At 29.8% G+C, this 21,205-nt stretch carries 16 protein-coding genes; all 16 read left to right on the forward strand.

Going from position 1 to position 21,205, the window contains the following annotated elements:
* The first annotated feature begins 151 nt into the window (after positions 1-151).
* Entirely contained in the window at positions 152-2,029 is a 1,878-nt protein-coding gene (locus tag ACTHW2_RS00660; protein ID WP_442261784.1) for a polysaccharide biosynthesis protein, read from the forward strand.
* Between the two features lie 365 nt (positions 2,030-2,394).
* Positions 2,395-3,999 carry a CTP synthase gene (locus tag ACTHW2_RS00665; RefSeq protein ID WP_442261785.1) on the forward strand — a complete coding sequence of 535 codons (1,605 nt, stop codon included), beginning with the start codon at positions 2,395-2,397 and terminating at the stop codon, positions 3,997-3,999.
* A gap of 91 nt (positions 4,000-4,090) precedes the next feature.
* Entirely contained in the window at positions 4,091-6,730 is a 2,640-nt protein-coding gene (locus tag ACTHW2_RS00670; protein ID WP_442261820.1) for a PD-(D/E)XK nuclease family protein, read from the forward strand.
* Positions 6,731-10,114, forward strand: a complete 3,384-nt coding sequence (locus ACTHW2_RS00675) for a UvrD-helicase domain-containing protein (RefSeq protein ID WP_442261786.1) — start codon at positions 6,731-6,733, stop codon at positions 10,112-10,114.
* Positions 10,115-10,202: 88 nt separating this feature from the next.
* Positions 10,203-10,811: a PucR family transcriptional regulator ligand-binding domain-containing protein gene (locus ACTHW2_RS00680; RefSeq protein ID WP_442261787.1), complete on the forward strand. Its 609-nt coding sequence runs from the start codon at positions 10,203-10,205 to the stop codon at positions 10,809-10,811.
* A complete protein-coding gene (locus ACTHW2_RS00685) occupies positions 10,808-11,797 on the forward strand; it encodes a PucR family transcriptional regulator (RefSeq protein ID WP_442261788.1) in 990 nt (329 codons plus the stop codon). The genes ACTHW2_RS00680 and ACTHW2_RS00685 overlap by 4 nt, the downstream gene beginning before the upstream one ends.
* A 236-nt stretch (positions 11,798-12,033) precedes the next feature.
* Entirely contained in the window at positions 12,034-13,362 is a 1,329-nt protein-coding gene (locus ACTHW2_RS00690) for a uracil-xanthine permease family protein (RefSeq protein ID WP_442261789.1), read from the forward strand.
* A gap of 98 nt (positions 13,363-13,460) precedes the next feature.
* Positions 13,461-14,255, forward strand: coding sequence for a cysteine hydrolase family protein (locus tag ACTHW2_RS00695; RefSeq protein ID WP_442261790.1), 795 nt, complete (start codon positions 13,461-13,463; stop codon positions 14,253-14,255).
* A 225-nt stretch (positions 14,256-14,480) separates the two neighbouring features.
* Entirely contained in the window at positions 14,481-15,341 is an 861-nt protein-coding gene (locus ACTHW2_RS00700; protein ID WP_442261791.1) for a class II fructose-1,6-bisphosphate aldolase, read from the forward strand.
* A gap of 22 nt (positions 15,342-15,363) precedes the next feature.
* Positions 15,364-16,005, forward strand: coding sequence for a fructose-6-phosphate aldolase (gene fsa, locus ACTHW2_RS00705; protein WP_442261792.1), 642 nt, complete (start codon positions 15,364-15,366; stop codon positions 16,003-16,005).
* 141 nt (positions 16,006-16,146) lie between these two features.
* Positions 16,147-17,115 carry a class II fructose-bisphosphatase gene (glpX, locus tag ACTHW2_RS00710; RefSeq protein WP_442261793.1) on the forward strand — a complete coding sequence of 323 codons (969 nt, stop codon included), beginning with the start codon at positions 16,147-16,149 and terminating at the stop codon, positions 17,113-17,115.
* Positions 17,116-17,127: 12 nt separating this feature from the next.
* Positions 17,128-18,471, forward strand: coding sequence for a transcription termination factor Rho (gene rho / locus ACTHW2_RS00715; protein ID WP_442261794.1), 1,344 nt, complete (start codon positions 17,128-17,130; stop codon positions 18,469-18,471).
* Between the two features lie 91 nt (positions 18,472-18,562).
* On the forward strand, positions 18,563-18,763 hold the full coding sequence (gene rpmE / locus ACTHW2_RS00720) for a 50S ribosomal protein L31 (RefSeq protein ID WP_442261795.1): 201 nt from the start codon (positions 18,563-18,565) through the stop codon (positions 18,761-18,763).
* 83 nt (positions 18,764-18,846) lie between these two features.
* The gene (locus tag ACTHW2_RS00725; protein WP_442261796.1) at positions 18,847-19,824 is read left to right on the forward strand and encodes a DUF1385 domain-containing protein; all 978 of its coding nucleotides are present in this window, start codon (positions 18,847-18,849) and stop codon (positions 19,822-19,824) included.
* The gene (prmC, locus tag ACTHW2_RS00730; RefSeq protein WP_442261797.1) at positions 19,818-20,720 is read left to right on the forward strand and encodes a peptide chain release factor N(5)-glutamine methyltransferase; all 903 of its coding nucleotides are present in this window, start codon (positions 19,818-19,820) and stop codon (positions 20,718-20,720) included. Before ACTHW2_RS00725 ends, prmC begins: the two co-directional genes overlap by 7 nt.
* The gene (locus tag ACTHW2_RS00735) at positions 20,683-21,204 is read left to right on the forward strand and encodes a chromate transporter (protein WP_442261798.1); all 522 of its coding nucleotides are present in this window, start codon (positions 20,683-20,685) and stop codon (positions 21,202-21,204) included. The genes prmC and ACTHW2_RS00735 overlap by 38 nt, the downstream gene beginning before the upstream one ends.
* The last annotated feature ends 1 nt before the right edge of the window (position 21,205 follow it).

A 21,205-nucleotide genomic window follows, 5' to 3' on the forward strand; every position in this document is an offset into this window, starting at 1 on the left:
CATAATTTAGAGATATTTTCAGAGGTCTGTGTCACATATGTTTGACTTCTCTAGATATTAATTAAAGATTTATTAGCCATTTAAAGAAAAAATAATTCATTTATGATATAATAAATAAATAGTTAATACATAAGGAAAGAAGGATTAAAAAATGGATAAAAAACCAACAAAGATAAAACTTTTATTAGAAGATATACTTTTGATAAATCTTTCTTATATATTAGCCCTATATATAAGATTTGATTCAGTTATGGCACCAAAATTTTCTGTGTATTTTGAAATATATATTAAAGTTGCTATATTCATAACTATAATTAAACTTATAGTATATAATTTTTTCGATATGTATAATACACTTTGGAAATATGCGAGCGTTAAAGAACTAAGAAATATAGTTATAGCAGTCTTTGTATCAAACACAATAGTCATAAGTGGATTGTTTATAACTAATAACAATCTTCCTAGAGGAATTTATGTTATAGTTACTCTTCTTGAAATGTTCTTGATAGGTGGAATAAGATTTTCTTATAGAACATTTAATAAAAAGAACATATTTACGAGATTTAGAAAGAAAAATAAAAAAAGAATACTTATAGTAGGAGCAGGAGATGCAGGGGCCATGGTTATACGAGAGTTTAGAAACCATGAACAGTTAAATTCAGAACCAATAGCTATAATAGATGATGATGAGAAAAAAAAGGGTAGTTTAATAAATGGTGTAAAAGTGGTTGGAGGAAGAAAAGATATCCTTTCTGTTAGTGAAAACTATATGATAGATGAAATAATAATAGCTATGCCTTCAGCATCAAAAGAAGAAATCAAAGAAGTGCTTGATATATCTAAAGAAACTAAATGTAAGTTAAAAATGCTTCCTGGAATTTATGAACTTATAGATGAAAAGGTAAGTATAAAGGAAATAAGAGATGTAGAAATCTCAGATGTATTAGGTAGAGAAGAGATACGAGTAGATTTAGATCAAATTTGTTCTTATATAACAGGTAAAACTGTTTTGGTAACGGGTGGAGGAGGCTCCATTGGATCAGAACTTTGTAGACAAATTGTAAGATTTAGTCCAAAGAGACTTGTACTTTTAGACATATATGAAAACTCTGTATATGATGTTCAAATGGAACTAAACAGAAACTATCCTGATTTAAATTTGCAGGTATATATAGGTTCAATTAGAGATAAGGATAGACTTGAAGAAATATTTGAAATGGAAAAACCACAAGTAATATTCCATGCAGCAGCTCATAAGCATGTTCCACTTATGGAAGATAGTCCAAAAGAAGCTATAAAAAACAATGTGTTTGGAACACTTAATTTAGCCCAGCTTTCAGATAAATATGGTCTTGAAAGATTTGTAATGATATCAACTGACAAAGCAGTAAATCCAACAAATATAATGGGGGCAACTAAAAGACTTTGTGAGATGATAATTCAATCTATAAATGTACATTCTAAAACAGAATTTGTAGCTGTAAGATTTGGAAATGTACTTGGAAGCAATGGAAGTGTAATTCCACTATTTAAAAGTCAGATAGAAGAAGGCGGGCCTGTAACAGTTACTCATCCAGATATCATAAGATACTTTATGACAATACCTGAGGCTGTTCAACTTGTAATCCAAGCTGGTTCCATGGCAAAGGGTGGAGAAGTTTTTATACTTGATATGGGTGAACCTGTAAAGATTATGGATTTAGCAAGGGACGTTATAAGACTATCTGGATTTGAACCAGATGTAGATATGCCTATTAAAATAACTGGTCTTAGACCTGGTGAGAAACTATTAGAAGAATTGTTAATGGAAGAAGAGGGCCTGACAAACACTTCTCATGATAAAATATTTGTAGGTAAGCCTACTTTTACAGACTATAGACTACTTTTAAAATCCTTAAATGAACTTCAAATCTTAATAAATGAAGGAGCTTTGGAAGATATTATGTCCCAAGTTAAAATGATAGTTCCAACATATAAGGATAATAGAGTTGTAAATAAAGAAATAGAAGAGAAAAGGAAAAATAGTTAAGCAAAGACCCTCAAGTCAACTTGAGGGTCTCTATCTAAAAATATCTTTTAATATAATTTTTCTTTATCTTACGGAGCTGGATAAGTAAAGACTAAGTAAAGACTAAGCATCAGAAAAGCATCTGACGCAAGTCTTCTTTACATAATACCCATAACTCCTAGAGCTACTGGAAGTATAGCTGATATTATAAAAACAGCAACTAAAATCAGAGCTAATTTACGTTTCATTAAAACCACCTCGTTTAATTATTAGTTTAATTATATTATATTAAAAAAAATTTACAAGTAGAATAAATAAAAAATTGACTAGTCACATAAATTAATATAAAATTATAGAGTTAATTTAAGATAAAAGGAGAGAAAGAGATGTCAACTAAGTATATATTTGTAACTGGAGGAGTTGTATCATCATTAGGAAAAGGAATAACAGCTGCAAGCCTTGGCCAACTTTTAAAAAGTAGAGGCTTAAATGTAACTATACAAAAATTCGACCCATATATAAATGTGGATCCAAGAAACATGAGTCCCTACCAACATGGAGAAGTATTTGTAACCGATGATGGAGCTGAAACTGATCTTGATCTTGGACATTATGAGAGATTTATAGATGTAAATTTAAATAAAAATAGTAATGTTACTGCTGGAAAAGTATATTGGTCAGTTTTAAACAAAGAAAGAAATGGTGAATATGATGGTAAAACTGTTCAAGTTATTCCTCATATTACTAACGAAATATCTGATAGAATAATAAGAGCATCTAAAGAAGGAGAAATAGATGTAGTAATAACTGAAGTAGGTGGAACTATAGGAGATATAGAGTCACTTCCATTTATGGAAGCTATCAGACAGATAAAATATGTTGTAGGAAAAGAAAATGTAATGTATATACATGTAACTTTAATACCTTATTTAAAAAAGGCTGGAGAGTTAAAAACAAAACCTACCCAGCACAGTGTTAAAGAGTTAAGGGGAATAGGTATCCAACCTGATGTATTAATTTGTAGAACTGAACTTCCGCTTGAAGATCACTTAAAAGAAAAGCTTGCTCTTTTTACAGACTTAAAACCTTCTGAGGTTATAGAAAATATGGATGCGGATTCACTTTATGAAATACCTTTAATGCTCGAGGAGCAGGGACTTTCTAAACTTGTAATAGACCACTTAGGCTTAGAAACTAATGAACTTGACTTAAGTCATTGGCATGAGCTAATAGAAAAGGTAAAAAATATAAAAGGTGAAGTTAATATTGCTCTAATAGGAAAATATGTAGAACTTCAAGATGCTTATATTTCAGTAGTAGAGTCCTTGAAACATGGTGGTATTGAAAATGGTGTAGATATAAAAATAAAATGGATACAAGCAAGAGATTTAGATTGTGAAAACTGTCAAGATATTTTAAAAGGTATGCATGGTATACTTATACCTGGTGGATTTGATGATAGAGGCGTAAAGGGAAAGCTTGAAGCTATTGAATATGCTAGAGAAAACCAAGTTCCTTATCTAGGGATATCACTTGGAATGCAGCTTGCAGTTGTAGACTATGCTAGAAATGTACTTGGTCTCAAAGATGCAGATAGTACTGAGTGGAATAAAGAGACAGAAAATCCAGTAATAGATTTAAGACCTGAACAACCAGATTTAGATCTTCAAAATGGAGAAATAAGACTTGGGCTTTTCCCTTGTAAGTTAAAGGAAGATACACTTGCGAAAGAGATATACAATGACGAACTTATATATGAAAGACATATGAATAGATATGAAATAAACAATGAATATAAGGAAAGACTTATAGAAAAAGGCCTTATAGTATCAGGTATATCACCTGATGAAAGATTAATAGAAGTAGTAGAGCTAAAGGATCATCCTTGGTTTATAGGGGTAAACTTCCATCCAGAGTTTAAATCAAGACCAACACATGCACATCCTTTATTTAGAGAGTTTATAAAAGCAGCAATAAAAAACAGAAAATAATTTCAAGCCTAAGTCAATTGACTTAGGCTTTTTAATAGAAAATAAAGATAAAAAATGATAAAGTAAATAAGAGGTGATTTATGTGAAAGTTATGAAGCTTGAGGAGTTTTCAAGTACATATTTATTAGAAGAAAAGTTTTTCATTGTACCTAGTAAAAATATAGGACTTTTAATGATAAATAATATGCTTATAAGAGGACATAATGCACTTAATTTAAAACCAATAACCTTAGAAAGACTTAGCTTTGAAATATGCAAAAGATATATGGAAGAAAATAACATACTAGCTATAGATGATATATTAGGTAAAAATTTAGTGCTTGACTGTTTAAAGGAATTGGAATCCAAAGAAGAAGATTTCTTTTTTGAAAGAAAGTTAATAGACATAAATACTGCAGAGGAAGTTTATAAGGTAATCATGGAACTTAAATCTAATAAGATAGATGTTTTCCCAGACGAAAAGGATTTACATAAAATATATAAAGTATATAGTGAAAAACTAAAAAAATTAAATGCTATGGATTACTGTGATGTTATGATAAAAGCATTAGAAGTTAAGGAATTAGAAGATTTTAATAAAAAACTTATAGGAGTAGCATCAAATATAGAATTTCATAATCTAGAAAAGGATCTTTTTAATAAATTAGGTTCAAAAAAGGTAAAGATAAGAATGCCGGTGAAAAAGCTTGATAATTTACCTAAGGAATATTTCTTTAAAGATGAAAATAAAGAGAAAGTTGTAGAAAAAGAAATATGTTTCTTTAATGAATATGGTATTAGAAATGAAATAGATTTTATTATAAAAGATATATTTGAAAAAGGCAGATGCTTTGAAGATGTTGTAGTATCTTATACAGATAGAAAATATATAGAGCACTTAAATATAGAATTTGAAAAAAACAATATAGGAATAGATTTTGCTGAAGGTTTAAGTCTTTTACCTAGTACAAGTTATAGATTTATAGAATCACTTTTTAACTTTTATGGGAATCATTATAGTTTAAATGAAATAAAACCTATCTTCCTTAATGGAAGTCTTAATATAGAAAAAGAATCTACTTTAAAAAAAGAAAATATTACACAAGGGGCCATGCATGAAGAGTTAGTATCTTTAGGAGCTAGTGAGGGGAAGGATGCTTATGAAAAGCTAAAATATAACTTTAATAATATAAGCTCTTATTCTCGTGATAGAAGAGAATGGTTAAAAGAATTTTTTGGAGATATTTTGTTTCCTATATTTGAAAAGGAGATAGAATTTAAGGACTATATTGAAAGAATTATGGATTTAATTAAAAAGTACGTTAAAGTAAAAACTGATCATGATAAGTCTTCTAAGGCTGAAATGTTAGATACCTTAAGAGATATAAAGAAAATAGATTTGAATATCCAAAAGAAAGAATATAAAGATATGATTTTAAACTATATTGAAGATATAAGAGTTATGAGAAAGGGAATAAATCCTTCTCGTATATTTGCTTGCCCCTATGATAATGCTGCATATACTGGTAGAAAGTATCTTTATTTAATAGGTTTAGATAGTGATACTGTAAATAGTGAAATAGTAGAATCGCCAATACTCCTTGATACCATTAGGCGAGATATTTCTTTAAGTTTATCTTTTTCTAAAGAAAGATATAAATATAAAAAATATAAGATAAAGGAAACTTTAAGTGCAGATTTTGAAAGTATAAGCATAGGATATTCCAATTTTAATATGGTAGATGTAAAAGCTAAAACACCTTCAAGCGTATATATAGAATTAAAAGAAGAGTATAAAGAAGAAGATATTTGTAAAAGTGAAAAGAAAAACCTTTTAGCAAAAGACCTAGTCACTTCTGGATCGTCTTTAGAAACACTTGGACAATGTTCAAGAAAACTTTATTTTAAAAAGGCAATGGGTCTAAAGGAAAAAGATGAAATAGAAATTGATATGGATAGATGGCTTAATCCTTTAGAGAAAGGGATTTTAGTCCATGAAATATTAAACATATACTTTGATTTACAAAAAGAATCTAGAATAGAAGATGAACTTTTAAATATAATTGATGAAAAGTGTAAAGAAATGCAAAAAGAAATACCGTATATATTGGAAAATGTGTATATAAGAGAAAAAGAAGAGATAAAGAAATATTGCAAATCTATAGTTAAAAAACAAGAGTTAGATTCTTTTCAAGTGCTAGTAAATGAACTATCTTTTGGACTGGAAAAAATAAATCGTATTTTTGGACCATTGAAAGAACAAAAAGTTCAAATAGGAGATACTTGTTTAAATGTAAAAGGAGCAATAGATAGAATAGACATAAATGACTATAAAAGGTCTATTAAGATAGTAGATTATAAAACTGGAAGTTTAGAAAACTTTGATAGAAAGCTTAGAAGATCTTCAGGAAGTGGAAAAAATAAAACTCATGATTATAGTGATGGTCAAAAGTTTCAGTTTTTCATATATAAAAAAGCTTTAGAAGATATATTAAAAAATGATGAAAGGTTTAAAGACTATACTATAGAATCTTTTTCCTATGACTTTGGAGTGAAATCTATAGATTTAGATTTTGACAAAGAACTTTTAGAGAAAATAGAAGATAGGATACAGTATCTTTTACAAATAGATATATTGGAACATGATAAAATGATAGTTTATGATGAGGCAGATGCTCTTACATGTAAATACTGTGAGTTTAAAAATATATGTAAAACAGATTCTAGCAAATTAAAAAAGGAGGCAGAGTAGATGGAAAAGCTTATAGAATTAGAATTTCAAAAAAGAGAAGAGATAGTAAATACATTCGATAAAAACTATCTACTTGAAGCTGGAGCTGGGGCTGGTAAAACTACTATTATAGTAGAAAGAATTATAAACCATATAATAAGTGAAAAAATAGAAGCTAAAAATATAGTAGCTATAACATTTACTAAAGCTGCATCTTTAGAACTTGCTGAAAGAATTGAAAGAGAAGCTTTAGAATATCTATCTAAAGAAAAAGATAAATCTACTAGGGAAAACTTAGAAAGAGTAGAAGAACTTTTTTCTGGGACTATTCATTCATTTTGTGAGATGCTACTTAGAGAGATGCCTTTTGAAGCAGGTCTTACTCCAGGATATGAGATAGTAGAAGATAGTAATGAGTTTTATGAAAAAATCTGGTATGAATTTTTAAGGAATAATAAGGATAAATATAAAGAATATATAGATTTATTTAGACTCTTTAATATTGATTATAGAGATTTAAAGCAAGGTGCAATATCAGTTATGGATAATCCCGATATAAACTTTGTAGGCTTTGATCTAGGTATAGATTATGAAGAGTTGAAAGATAGGTTTAAATCTTTAGATAAGAAAGCCTTAAACACTTCATTTATAAAACAAGGTTCAAATCTCGGTAAACTCTTTGTTAAAATTATAGAAGAGGGAGGAGATTTAAATAAATATATAAGTGATTTACTGAAAGAATGTCCTAAAATAAATTCAGATGATGATTTGACTAGTAAATATATATATAAAAAGCATCAGGAGAAAGATGAAGCTAAAGATATAGTAGACTTTATAGAAAAAATAATTGAAATATACAGTAGCTTAAATGCGATCATATATAATATTTGTACAGAATTTGTAAATTTAGTAGGAGAATATAAAGAGGTGGAGTATACAAACTATCTTACCTTTAATGATTTACTTTTCAAGGCTTGTAAACTTATTAAAACATCTAAAAAGGCTAGAGAACACTTTAGAGGTAAATTTAAGTATTTTTATATAGATGAAGCACAAGATACAGATCCACTACAAGCAGAACTTTTGCTTCTTTTAAGTCATGATGGTGATATTGAAGATTTAAAATCTTTTACAGATGTTAATCCAAAGGCTGGTTCCCTCTTTATAGTTGCAGATCCTAAACAAAGTATATATAGATTTAGAAGAGCTGATATAAGTATATATGAATCTGTAAAAGGAGTAATAGATAGGTTTGGAGAAGTTGTAAATTTAGATATAAACTTTAGATCTACGAATGGAATATGTAAATGGGTAGAAAAAACTTTCAAAGATAGAAGTGATGGATTTGCATTTTTAGAAGAGGCAAGTGATACTCAAGCGGGATTTAAAGGAATACTTAACTTTTGGAAAGAAGATGAAAAAGAAGATTCAAAACATCTGTCTGGAGTATATAAATATGAAACTCAAGATGCAAACATAGATGAAGAAGAAATAGAAAAAGATAAAGAAACACAAAGAGAAGTAAAAGAGGAAGAATATATTGCAAACTTAGTTAGAGATATTATAGATACAAAATATATAGATGAAAAAATTGGCAGAGATGAATTTACAAATAGAAGAGTAGAAAATAAAGACATAATGATATTGACTAAAACAAACGAAGAAACTGGAATATTCTTAGACGAATTAAAAAGAAACAATATACCAGCACTTTTAGCAGGAGAAAAAAGGTTGTCAGATAATAGGGAAGTTTTAAATCTTTTTTTACTGTTAGACTTTTTAATAGACCCTAGGGACGATATAAAATTTGTTGCTGTTCTTAGAAATTGTTTTTATTTGGAAGTTGAAACGGTAAACTTATTGTTCAATAAAGGGAAGAAAGCAAATGTTATGTTTAATGATGAGGAGTTTAAAAGAATCGATCATCCGCACTTAAAAGAATCTATTGCTTATTTAAAAGAAATTTTTACAAAATCTAAATATGAAGATCCTATAATATTTATTGAAAAACTTATAAAAGAAAAGATCGGAATATATGATACCCACAAAGAATATAGCGAAATAGAAAAAAGAGATGGCCATTCTTCTTTAGTCCAGACGGTGGAACTGTTAAAATCAAAAGGAGCTATAAGTCTTTACGGTATAAAAGAAGAGCTTAAAGAACTTATAGACAACAAAATAAATTATGAACTCCCTGTAAACTTAAATTTTGCACAAAATGCAGTTAGAGTTATGAATATACACAAATCAAAAGGGTTGGAAGCAAATATAGTTATACTAGTTGGGTGGGATAAAAAAAGAACTCTCATGCCTGATAGTTATCATGTAGAAAAAATAAAAGATGAAAATATTGGATATATTGTATGTAAAAGTAAAACATTAGTAAAATCTCCAGAAGAAAAAATACGCAAAGATAAGGAAAAGGAATTTAAAGATGCAGAATTAGATAGACTTATATATGTAGCCTCTACTAGAGCGAAGTCAGTTTTAATATTGCCAGCTATAGAAGATGAAAAAATGTTTTTATATCCTTTAAACAAAGAAATAGATAAAAAACTTTATTTAAAAGAACCTAATTTAGAAAATAAAAAAGAAATCTTATCAAATAGAAAAATTGAGGAAATGAATTTAACTAAGGAAATAGATATAAAAAGAAAAATATCTAAGGCTAGTTACGAAAAACTAAGTCCTTCTACTTATGAGAAAAAAAATTCATTTAAAAGTAACTATAATACTTTGAAAGAAGATTTTGTTCCAAGAGGTAAAATATATGGAACTATAGTCCACAAAGTATTTGAAATAATTTTAAAAGATATAGTAGATATAAATGATATATTAAAATCAAACATAGACTATGCCATAAAAGTATCTATAAAAGAATCATTAGATTCTATAGATTTAGATAAAGAAATTCTTGAAAGTCTTGTGCCTAAAAATGAGTTTAATTTAGAAATAGATAAAATGGAAAGTATAAAAGAGGAAACTACAAAGTTTTTATCAGAAAATTTAAAGAAGATGGTTGATTCATTTATAGACAATGAAATAGTAGTAGATGTATTTTCTAATGCTAAGTTAATATTGACAGAATTTCCATTTTATGTAGCCCTAGATTCCACTTTATTAGATTTAGATAAAAAGGAAGAAGTCCTAAGTTTAGTAAGTGGAGAAATGGATCTTTTAGTTCAAGGTAATGATGATAATTTTACTATAATTGATTATAAAACAGATATAGTAGATGAAAATTCTATTGAAAATTTAAAGGAACGATATAGTTTTCAACTAGAAAGCTATAAAAAAAGTTTACAAGTAGTATTAAAAGAAAAAAATATGAAAGTAGATGATGTATATATTTACTCTACCTATTTACAAAAAATGATAAATTTGAAAAAAGTAGCCCTAGCCTAGATAAAGGAAATTTCCTTTATCTATTTTTTTGTTGGAAAGTAACTATATAAGGGTATCTTATATGTACTAAGAGATAAAGGATGATTGGATGAAAACTACTGTAAAAGATGCTTTAGAGTTAGGATCTTTAAATGGATCAAAAATTGTAGCTGGGAAAAAAGGATTGGATAATGAAATTAGATTTATAAATGTTATGGAAGTTCCTGATATATCAGATTGGATATCTGGTTATGAAATGATATTAACTACTGCCTACCCGTATAGAAATAATGATACTGGTTGGGGGAAACTAATTGAAGACTTAAAAATGGAAAAACTTTCAGCATTTGCTATAAAACCTGATAGATATATTGATAAGATACCTCAAGAAGTAATAGATATGGGTAATAAACTAAATATTCCTATTTTAGAACTTCCCTTGGGAGCTAGGTTTGATTTAATAATAAATGATGTAATGAGAGAGATTATAAATAAAGATTATGCACTTATAGAAAAATCACAAAAGATCCATAAAGATTTTACAGATCTTATTTTATCAGGAGGAGGGCTGAAAGAAATAGCTAATATATTAGCTAAACTTACAAACGCCTTTGTGATGATAGGAGATAAAGATGAAAATATATTGGCTGAAAGCTCTAATTATAAACTTACAAAAAATATAGATATGGAAAAAAGATATGAAGAAAAAAACCAGTGACTATATATAAAAAAAATAGGGCGTATGTAAGACTGATTTCAGTAGATAAAGATTTTAAAGAAGTAGATATAATATCATTAGAAAGAGCTATAGAGGCAGTAGCAATTGTAATACTTAAAAAAATGGGAGAAGAAGAAATAGAAAAAAAATATAAGAATGATTTTTTAAATGATGTTATTAATGGTGAATTTAAATCAAAAGAAACTTTAATCGAAAGGGGAGCCTTTTTTAATATAGATCTTAATGGCTCATACTTACTTTTCTTACTTAGTATAGACTCATTTGATTATATTTTTTCTAAAGAATTTGGTGAAAGAAAACTACAAACACATAATATATTATCAGACTTATTTAATGTAGTATTTAATTCTTTCTTTTCAAAATCTGAAGAAAGTATAATATGGAGTATGAATAAAAATATATTTATTTTGTATCCGGTACTAAAAGAAAATGTAAATGATAAAAATTTTGTTAAAAATCTATCTGAAAATGTAGCCCAAAACATTAAAAAGAAAGTAGACAAACATATAAATGAATTTACTATAAGTGTTGGTGTGGGAAGATTTTATGAAGATGTTTTAAATATAAATAAGAGTTATAAAGAAGCTCAGGAAAGTTTGCGTATAGGAAAACTAGTTTGGGGAGACAACAATATATATCACTATGATGATATAGAGACCTATAATATTTTAATGAGGAGTGGTTCCAAAGAAGAACTAAAAGGTTTTGTACAAGAAAAGCTTGGTAAATTAATCGAACATGATAAGAAAAGAAACTCTGAACTCCTAGACACATTAGAAGAAATATTAAATAGTGATGGCAATTTAAGAACTACTGCTGAAAAAATGTTTCTACATTATAAGACGGTATCATACAGAAGAGACCAAATAGAAGAAATACTAGGTATATCACTTAATGATATGGAAGAAAAATTTTCAATTTATATGGCTTTGAAGATAAAACAGCTCATACAAGACACCATATAAGTTTATACCACAAAAATAATATCTTAAACTATCCATAAGATGAAAAAATGTACAAGCATCTTTATCTTTAAAGGATAATATAGAAAAGTTCTTTTTAGAGTATAATTATATATAAGAAGTCAAAGAACATATCTAAACTTCGATATAGAATTGATAATAATAAATAATACAATATGAAATTTGAAGGAGGACGAGCCTTACAAAAAGATGAATTCCTAAATTAGGAGGTTTTGTAAATGTCAGATTCTCAAGATCGTATAAAATTAATTTACGGTCCAGATGATAAACCTGATTCCTTAAAGGATACGATAATATATTCTCTTCAATGGATACTTATAATGTTTTATCCAGTAGTATGGGGATACTCTATTGTAGGTTTAGGTCTTGGATTCGAAGGCAATATGCTTGGAGCCTATATGGGTAGAGTAGTACTTATGATAGGAGTTTCCACACTTATTCAAGCTGTTATGGGTTACCGGCTATCAATGATATCTGGGCCTAATATTATTACATCTTTAGCCATAGTAGCTGCCATGTCAGTAGGTGGCAGGGAATATGCACTCTTATCATTTAACGCATTTATAGTTGCAGGAGTTATAGTTGCTATACTAGGTGCCTTAGGCTTAATCTCATATATAGGTAAAGTTTGGACACCATTAGCATTAGGTTCTATGGTTATGATGGTGGGACTTTCAACAAGTTTTACAGGTATGGAGCTTATAGCTTCATATGGTGCTACTTGGCCTTTTTATGCAGGTATAGTATTAGCACTCATTACAGGGTGGCTGTCTATTAAAGGAAAAGGAATACTAGCTACCATTCCATTTCTAGTTACTATAGTTGCGGGATATGCAGTGTTTATGATAGGTGGAAAGTTTGATTGGTCTTTAATTAATAATGCACCTACCTTTATACTTCCAAAGATATTTCCATATGGTTTGGAGATGCCACCAATAGATTTAATAGTCACAATGCTGATAGTACAAATATTTGCAGCCGTTAACTTATATGGAAATGTTGATGCATATACAGATATAATAGGAACAAAAGTAGACTCAACACGAGAAAAAAGATACTTTACAGTATTTGGATTAGTTGAAGGTGTAATAGCTCCAATGTTTGGAGTAGCGCCAAATGTAGCCTATGGGGAAAACTTAGGATTTGTACTATTAACTAGAATAGCTTCTAAGTTTTTAATAATAATAGCAAGTATAGCTTTTATTGTATTATCTTTCTTTGGTAAGGTAGGAGGACTTATGGCAGCAATGCCACAGCCTGTAGCAGGTGCGGTACTTTTAGGAGTAGCTTCAACACTTATAGGACTTGGTGCAGATACAATAAAAGGTCAAGGAAAGAAGTTTGAAACTAGAGAAATATTTATAGTTGGATTTTCAATATTTTTAGCACTGGGTGTATCAAGACTTCCAGATGAATTCTATAATACTCTACCAAATTTAGTTGGAACACTTCTAAATAATCCAATTATATTTGTAATAGTCTTAGTAATAATCTTAGAACAAATTGTTTTAAGGGAAGATAAAAAACCAAAATTTGAAGGCAAATAAAAAATAAATCATAATCTATAGGAGGATTTTAATATGACTCACAAAATTAGAACTTACGAAAAGTATTTAGATGAAGGAAGAAAGAAATTTTAGAAAAGGTGCAAAAAGGATATGACATTTTCCAAGAAACAAAAACTTTAGCATTTCCTACTTGGGAATATGGGCAGGCTAAAGGTACACTATTTAAGGTAGAAGTAGAAGATACTCCAAAGTTTGGGCAAGATGCTTATATAGAATTAGACTCTGCTAGAACAGCATTTCTTTCAATTGACATGCAGACTGACTTTGCTGGAAAAGGTGGATATGTAGATACAATGGGATATGATCTTTCCTTAACTTCAGTTGCTATAGAACCTATTAAAAATGTACTAGATGCAATAAGAGGAACTGATATTAGTGTAATTCATACAAGAGAAGGTCATGAGCCTGACTTATCTGATGCGCCATATAACAAGGTATTAAGATCTAAGTTAATTGGTGAAGGTATTGGTTTAGGTGAGTCTCTAGAAGATACTGGAAGTCAACTATTAACTAGGGGTCAAAAAAATTGGGATATAGTAGATGAATTATATCCTATACCTGGTGAAGTGGTTATAGACAAGGCAGGTAAAGGTGCCTTTACTACATCTAACCTTCATTTAGTTTTAAGAAACTTAGGTATAACTCACATTGTTGTTGCAGGAATTACAACTGATGTTTGTGTTCACACTATAATGAGGGAAGCAAATGACTTTGGTTTCTGGTGTATTTTATTAAAAGATGCTACAGGTGCCACTGATTACGGTAACTATGAAGCGGCTGTAAAGTCTGTAAAAATGCAGGGTGGAGTATTTGGTAATGTTACTGATTCTAAAAGATTTATCAAAGCAGTTAAGGAAGCAGGATTAAAATAGTAGTTGAAAAATAAAATATAAAATAATAATTTTATTTAGATTAGATCTAAAAATAAATATCTTTTATAATATACCTTAGAAATTTCTAAGGTATATTTTTTATAGAGATAAAGTAAAATTAGAACTTAGTAAAATAAAAATCCTATCTATATGTCTAAATTTCTATACTTTATTGTTAAAATGTTACTATAATGATATAATAAAAGTTAGAAATAGAAGGGAAAGGTGATTTATTTGTTAATGACGGGTAAGGAATTGTTGCTGCATGCACAAAAAAACAAATATGCAGTAGGAGCATTTAATGTAAATAATATGGAAATAATTCAAGCTATAATGGGAGCTGCAGAAGAATTAAATTCTCCGGTTATACTTCAAGCAAGCCAAGGTGGATTGAAATATGCAGGAGTAGAGTATATTGCAGCGCTTGGAAAACTTGCAGCCAATTCATCTAAGCTTCCTGTAGCCCTGCATTTAGACCACGGTACAGATTTTGAACAGGTTATGCAATGTATAAGACATGGTTTTTCATCTGTTATGATTGATGGTTCTAGATTTCCTCTAGAAGAGAATATAGCATTTACTAAAAGAGTTGTTGAAATAGCACATATGGTTGGAGTTACTGTAGAAGCAGAACTTGGTAAAATAGGAGGAACAGAAGACCATATTACAGTAAGTGAAAAAGATGCTACCTTTACTAATCCTGTAGAAGCTAAAAGATTTGTAGAAGAAACTGGAGTAGATTACTTAGCTATAGCAGTTGGAACAGCTCATGGAGTTTATCAAGGTGAGCCAAAGATAGATTATGACAGAATAAAAAAGATAAGAAATACAGTGGATGTTCCTTTAGTACTTCATGGTTCAAGTGGAGTTTCTGAAGAAAGTCTTAAAAAGGCAGTAGAATGTGGTATATGTAAAATCAATATAGATACAGATATAAGAGCTTCATTTGCTAGAGCTGTAAAAGAATATATAAAAGAAAATCCTGATCAAATAGATCCAAGAAAAATACTTAAACCTGCTACAGAAAGTATGAAAAAAACAATTATGGAAAAAATGAAAATATTTGGTTCAGTAAATAAAGGGTAAGTATTAAAATAAGGAGGATTTTATGAAATTATTTATAGATACTGCTAATTTGGACGAAATAAAGGAAGTAAATAGCTGGGGAATCTTAAAAGGTGTTACTACAAACCCAAGCCTTATAGCTAAAGAAGGAAGAGATTTTAAGATAGTTGTAGGTGAAATTGCAGATATTGTAGATGGACCCATAAGTGCTGAGGTAGTAAGTGAAGATCACCAAGGCATGTTAAAAGAAGCAAGAGAATTAAGTAAGATTCATAAAAATATAATAATAAAAGTACCTATGACAAAAGAAGGACTAAAAGCTGTAAATATATTGGACAAGGAAGGTATAAAGACGAATGTGACACTTGTATTTTCTGCAAATCAAGCTCTTTTAGCAGCTAGGGCTGGAGCAAGTTTTGTAAGTCCATTTATAGGAAGACTTGATGATATAGGAAATGAAGGAATAGATCTTGTGAAAGATATTGCTGAAATATTTTATATATATAAAATAGATACAGAAATAATATCTGCAAGTATAAGACATCCTGCTCATGTTTTTCAGTCTGCAAAAGCTGGAGCAGATATTGCAACTATTCCTTATAAAGTTTTCAATCAGATGCTTAACCATCCACTTACTGATAGTGGAATAGAACGGTTTTTAAAGGATTGGGAAAGTGTAAAATAAATCTAAAAGTATCTTTATCAGATGGATTGATCCATCTGATAAAGCTTCCTTATTAAAACTTATCTTTTGATACAAGTCTAAAGTAAATATTTCATAAAGAACTAAAAATAGAATATAAAAATAAATCTGGAGGCGATTTTGATGGATAGAAATTTACCAGTAAACTTAGGAAGAGTAACAGAAGCAGCATCACTTGCAAGTGCAAAGTTTTTAGGACAAGGAGATAAAAACAAGGCTGATGGAGCAGCTGTAGATGCTATGAGAAGAATGTTTGATACTCTCAATATAGATGGAACGGTAGTAATAGGTGAAGGAGAAATGGATGAAGCTCCTATGCTTTATATTGGAGAAAATATAGGGAGGGCAATCGGAAGTGGTTTAGCTATTGATATAGCAGTAGATCCTCTAGATGGAACTCTTTCAGTTGCAAATGGTCTTCCAAATGCAATATCCGTAGTAGGAGTTGCACCAAAGGGTTGTCTTCTTCATGCACCAGATACATATATGGAAAAGATAGCTGTAGGACCAAAAGCTAAAGGGTCTGTAGATATTCATAAATCAGTTAAAGAAAATATAGAAAATGTAGCCAAAGCTCTTCATAAGGATGTAGACGATATAACAGTTGTAGTACTAGATAGACCTAGGCATGATAAGCTTATAAAAGAGATTAGAGAAGCTGGAGCAAGGATTAAAATGATAAGTGATGGTGACGTACTTGGTGCTATTTCTACTTGTTTTGACTATACTAATGTTGACATACTTATGGGAATTGGTGGAGCGCCTGAGGGAGTTATATCAGCTGTTGCACTTAAGTGTTTAGGCGGAGAACAGCAAGGTATTTTAAAACCAGTTACTGAAGAGCAAAAAAGAAGATGTATAGAGATGGGTGCTGATTTAGAAAAAGTTTATACTATAGACGATATGGCTAAAGGTAATGAAATGAGTTTTGCAGCTACTGGAGTTTCCTATGGAGAACTTCTTCAAGGAGTAAAATATATGGAAAACAATACTGCTAGTACTCATACTTTAATACTTAGATTAGAAACAGGAACTATTAGATTTATTGAGTCAATTCACAAACTTGATAAAAAGCCTGAATATGCTAAATAAAGGAGGCTAAAAGTGAATTTAGAAGAATTAGAAAAAAAGAAAATAGTAGAGCTTAGAGAAATAGCTAAAGATTTTAATGTAGCTAGTCCATATAAATATAGGAAATATGAACTTATAGAAGCTATATTAAAAAATAGAAATATTAAAAAGGATTCTAAAGATAAAAACAAAATAGATATAAAAAAAATAGATATGAAAGATTTATCAGACAAGGCTACAGAAGAGATGGAACAACTTGACGATATAAATATGGCAAGTGGAATATTAGAAATTCATCAAGATGGATATGGTTTTTTAAGAAGGGAAAACTATCAATCTGGAGATGACGATATATATTTATCACCCTCACAAATAAGAAGATTTAGGATGAGGACAGGTGATAAGATAGCAGGGGTTGTAAGACCAGCAAAACAAGGGGAAAAGTTTAGAGCTCTTTTATATGTTAAGGGAATAAATGATTTAGATCCTGAAACAGCTGTAAATAGACCGGATTTTGATAAACTAACTCCTATATACCCAAATGACAGATTAGAACTTGAAACGGATGCAAGTGATTTTGCAACTCGTATGATAGATTTAATAGCACCACTTGGTAAAGGTCAAAGAGGTATGATAGTATCTCCTCCTAAGGCAGGTAAGACAACCCTTTTAAAGATGATAGCAAACTCTATAACTAAAAACCATCCTGAAGCAGAGATGATAATCCTACTTATAGATGAAAGACCAGAAGAAGTAACAGATATGAAAAGAACTGTAGAGGCTGATGTAGTTTATAGTACTTTTGATGAACTTCCAAGAAACCATACAAAAGTTGCAGAAATAGTACTTGAAAGAGCTAAAAGGCTTGTTGAACATGGTAAAGATGTTGTAGTTTTATTAGATAGTATAACAAGACTTGCAAGAGCTTATAACTTAACTATTCCAGCTACTGGTAGAACCCTATCAGGAGGACTTGATCCAGGAGCCTTATATGTGCCAAAGAGATTCTTTGGAGCGGCAAGAAATATGGAAGAGGGTGGAAGCCTTACAATACTTGCAACAGCTTTAGTGGATACTGGGAGCAGAATGGACGATGTTATATTTGAAGAGTTTAAGGGAACAGGAAACATGGAAATTCATTTAGATAGAAGACTTTCAGAAAAAAGAATATTCCCGGCTATTGATATTCACAAGTCAGGAACTAGAAGAGAAGATCTTCTTTTAACTCAAAAAGAACTAGAATCAATTTGGGCTATTAGAAAAGCATTTAGTAATTCACCTAGTTATGAAGTAATAGAGAGCTTTATGGATAGGCTAATTCAAACTAAATCCAATGAAGAGTTTATAGCTGAGGTCGTAAACAAAAACCTATTTTAGTTGAAAACTAGTTTTTAGTATGGTATAATTTAGTGGTTAAATTGATAGTATGTCTAAATGATATATACAGATTTGGGAAGAGGTGAAAGAAATGAAGAAAGATATTCATCCAGAGTACGTAGATGCTACAGTAACATGCGCTTGTGGTAATACCTTTAAGACAGGTTCTACACAAGAAAACTTAAAAGTAGAAATATGTTCTGAATGCCATCCATTTTTCACAGGTAAACAAAAATTTGCTGAGCGTGGTGGACGTATAGAAAAATTCAAGAAGAAATATAATAGGGACTAGTTTCTTCGAAAATCTAGGTTAGTTGCAAGGGCATCTAACCTTTTTTTTAAATACTTTTGTAATGAAAAAGGAAAGTGATCGATTTGAAAGAAAATAATTTAAAACATAAAACTACGATTGGTGGTCAGGCTATTATCGAAGGAGTTATGATGAAGGGGCCAGAAAAAATTTCTATGGCTGTTCGAAAACCTGATGAAGATATAGAATTAAAAGTAGATAAAATAGATAGTATAGGTAAAAAATATAAGCTTCTATCTCTTCCCTTTATAAGGGGAGTAGTAGGGCTTGTTGAAGCTATGGTAGTAGGTACAAATGCTTTAATGTATTCGGCTGATTTTTTTGAAGAGGAAGAGGAGATAGAATATAAAGATAATATCTTCAGAAGAATGTTTAAATTAAAAGAGGATGAAACATTATTTGAAAAGATATTTAAAGATAAGGCTGAAGATGTTTCTATGTTTCTAACAGTAGCCTTTTCTATTACTATTTCTATACTAGTTTTTATGATACTTCCAAACTTCTTAACTAGTATATTAAAGACAAAGGTTACAAATCCAATATATTTAAATATGATAGAAGGTATTATTAGAGTTTCTATATTTTTTATATATGTAATAGGTATTTCAAAACTTGAAGATATAAAGAGAGTTTTTGAATACCATGGTGCCGAGCATAAATCTATACATTGTTATGAAAGCATGGAAGAGTTAACAGTTGAAAATGTAAAAACAAAGCCTATCTTGCATCCAAGATGCGGAACGAGTTTTTTATTTATGGTAATGATAATAAGTATCTTTGTATTATCTTTTTTTGGTTGGCCAAGTCCACTTCAAAGAATTCTTATAAGAATTCTTATGTTTCCTGTAATAGCAGGTATTTCATATGAGGTAAATAGACTTATAGGTAGAAGTGATAGTAAATTAAGTTACTACCTTTCTTATCCAGGTCTTATGATTCAAAAATATGCAACTGTTAGAGAACCTGATGATAGTCAGATAGAGGTAGCTATAGAAGCACTTAAATCTGTTATTCCAGACAATATGGAGGATGACCTTTGGTAATTAAAGAAATCTTAGAAATTGGAAGAGATAGGTTAAAGGATTTAGAATATATAGATCCTATTAAAGAATCCATATATATATTTTCAAAGCTTTTGGGAGTAGATAAATCTTATATATATATAAACCTAGATAAATGGGTAAGTAAAGAAGAAGAAGAAAGCTTTTTTACTCTAATAGATAGAAGAGCACTTGGTGAACCTATTAGTTATATATTTGAGGAAAAAGAATTTATGGGACTGGATTTATTTGTAGAAAAAGGAGTTTTAGTCCCAAGGGCTGAAACAGAAGAGTTAGTAGAGTATATTTTGAACTATATAGATAAAAACTTTGGAGACGATCTGGTAAAAGTTTTAGAGATAGGTGTAGGAACTGGGGCTATATCGCTTAGTATTGGTGACAAGTGTAAAAATGCCCAAGTTCTTGGTATTGATATAGGAGATAGACCGATAAGGGTTGCAAACAAAAATTTAAGAAGACTTGGACTTACAAATGTAAATTTTCGAAAGAGTGATTTATTTACTAATATAAAAAGTGATAAGAAGTTTTCTGTAATAGTTTCAAATCCTCCCTATATAAAAACAGATGTAATAGATGAACTTCAGGTAGATGTAAAAAAGTTTGAGCCAAGACTTGCTCTTGATGGAGGTCATGATGGTCTCTTGTTTTATAGAAGGATAAGTCAAGAAGGCAAGGAGTATTTACTAAATGGCGGTATGCTTATATATGAGATAGGTTTTGATCAAGGTGAAAGTGTAAAAGAAATACTTGAAAAAGAAGGATTTAAAAATACTTTAGTAATAAAAGACCTTCAAGGTCTTGATAGAATAGTACTCGGGTTTAAAAAACAAGGAGAGGAATATGGCAGTTTTAATACAGCTTTTTATAACTTTCTTTAAGATAGGGGCGTTTAGCTTTGGTGGAGGATATGCTATGCTTCCTTTACTTGAAGAAGAGGTTATCAGAAACCATGCATGGATGACAAGTAGTGAATTTATAGATATATTTGCGATATCAGAGATGACGCCTGGTCCTATTGCAGTAAATGCTGCTACATTTTTAGGTTTTAGAGTAAGTGGAATCCTTGGGGCTGCAATAGCTACCTTTGCAGTTATACTTCCTTCATTTATAATTATAAGTATAATATTTGCCTCGCTTTCAAAATTTAAAAACTCAAAATATGTAGCTTGGATATTTGAAGGAATAAGGCCAATTGTTATAGGTCTTATATTGGCTGCGGGTATTACAGTATCTCAAAGTAGTTTTGTAGATATAAAGTCGGTTTTGATAGCTATAAGCCTTTTTTATGGAGTGACATTTAAAAATTTAAATCCCATAATTGCAATTATTATTGGAGGAGTTTTAGGGGTGATGCTTTATTAAA

Origin of the sequence: Tissierella sp. (genome assembly GCF_052089545.1) — a bacterium.
Lineage (GTDB): Bacteria > Bacillota > Clostridia > Tissierellales > Tissierellaceae > Tissierella_A.

What these genes read in the sequence shown, in the direction of transcription:
- ACTHW2_RS00660 (WP_442261784.1), top strand. Translation starts at nt 152, where the DNA reads ATGGATAAAAAACCAACAAAGATAAAACTTTTATTAGAAGATATACTT.
- ACTHW2_RS00670 (WP_442261820.1), top strand. Translation starts at nt 4,091, where the DNA reads ATGAAGCTTGAGGAGTTTTCAAGTACATATTTATTAGAAGAAAAGTTT.
- ACTHW2_RS00675 (WP_442261786.1), top strand. Translation starts at nt 6,731, where the DNA reads ATGGAAAAGCTTATAGAATTAGAATTTCAAAAAAGAGAAGAGATAGTA.
- ACTHW2_RS00680 (WP_442261787.1), top strand. Translation starts at nt 10,203, where the DNA reads ATGAAAACTACTGTAAAAGATGCTTTAGAGTTAGGATCTTTAAATGGA.
- rpmE (WP_442261795.1), top strand. Translation starts at nt 18,563, where the DNA reads ATGAAGAAAGATATTCATCCAGAGTACGTAGATGCTACAGTAACATGC.
- fsa (WP_442261792.1), top strand. Translation starts at nt 15,364, where the DNA reads ATGAAATTATTTATAGATACTGCTAATTTGGACGAAATAAAGGAAGTA.
- ACTHW2_RS00735 (WP_442261798.1), top strand. Translation starts at nt 20,683, where the DNA reads ATGGCAGTTTTAATACAGCTTTTTATAACTTTCTTTAAGATAGGGGCG.
- ACTHW2_RS00665 (WP_442261785.1), top strand. Translation starts at nt 2,395, where the DNA reads ATGTCAACTAAGTATATATTTGTAACTGGAGGAGTTGTATCATCATTA.
- ACTHW2_RS00690 (WP_442261789.1), top strand. Translation starts at nt 12,034, where the DNA reads ATGTCAGATTCTCAAGATCGTATAAAATTAATTTACGGTCCAGATGAT.
- glpX (WP_442261793.1), top strand. Translation starts at nt 16,147, where the DNA reads ATGGATAGAAATTTACCAGTAAACTTAGGAAGAGTAACAGAAGCAGCA.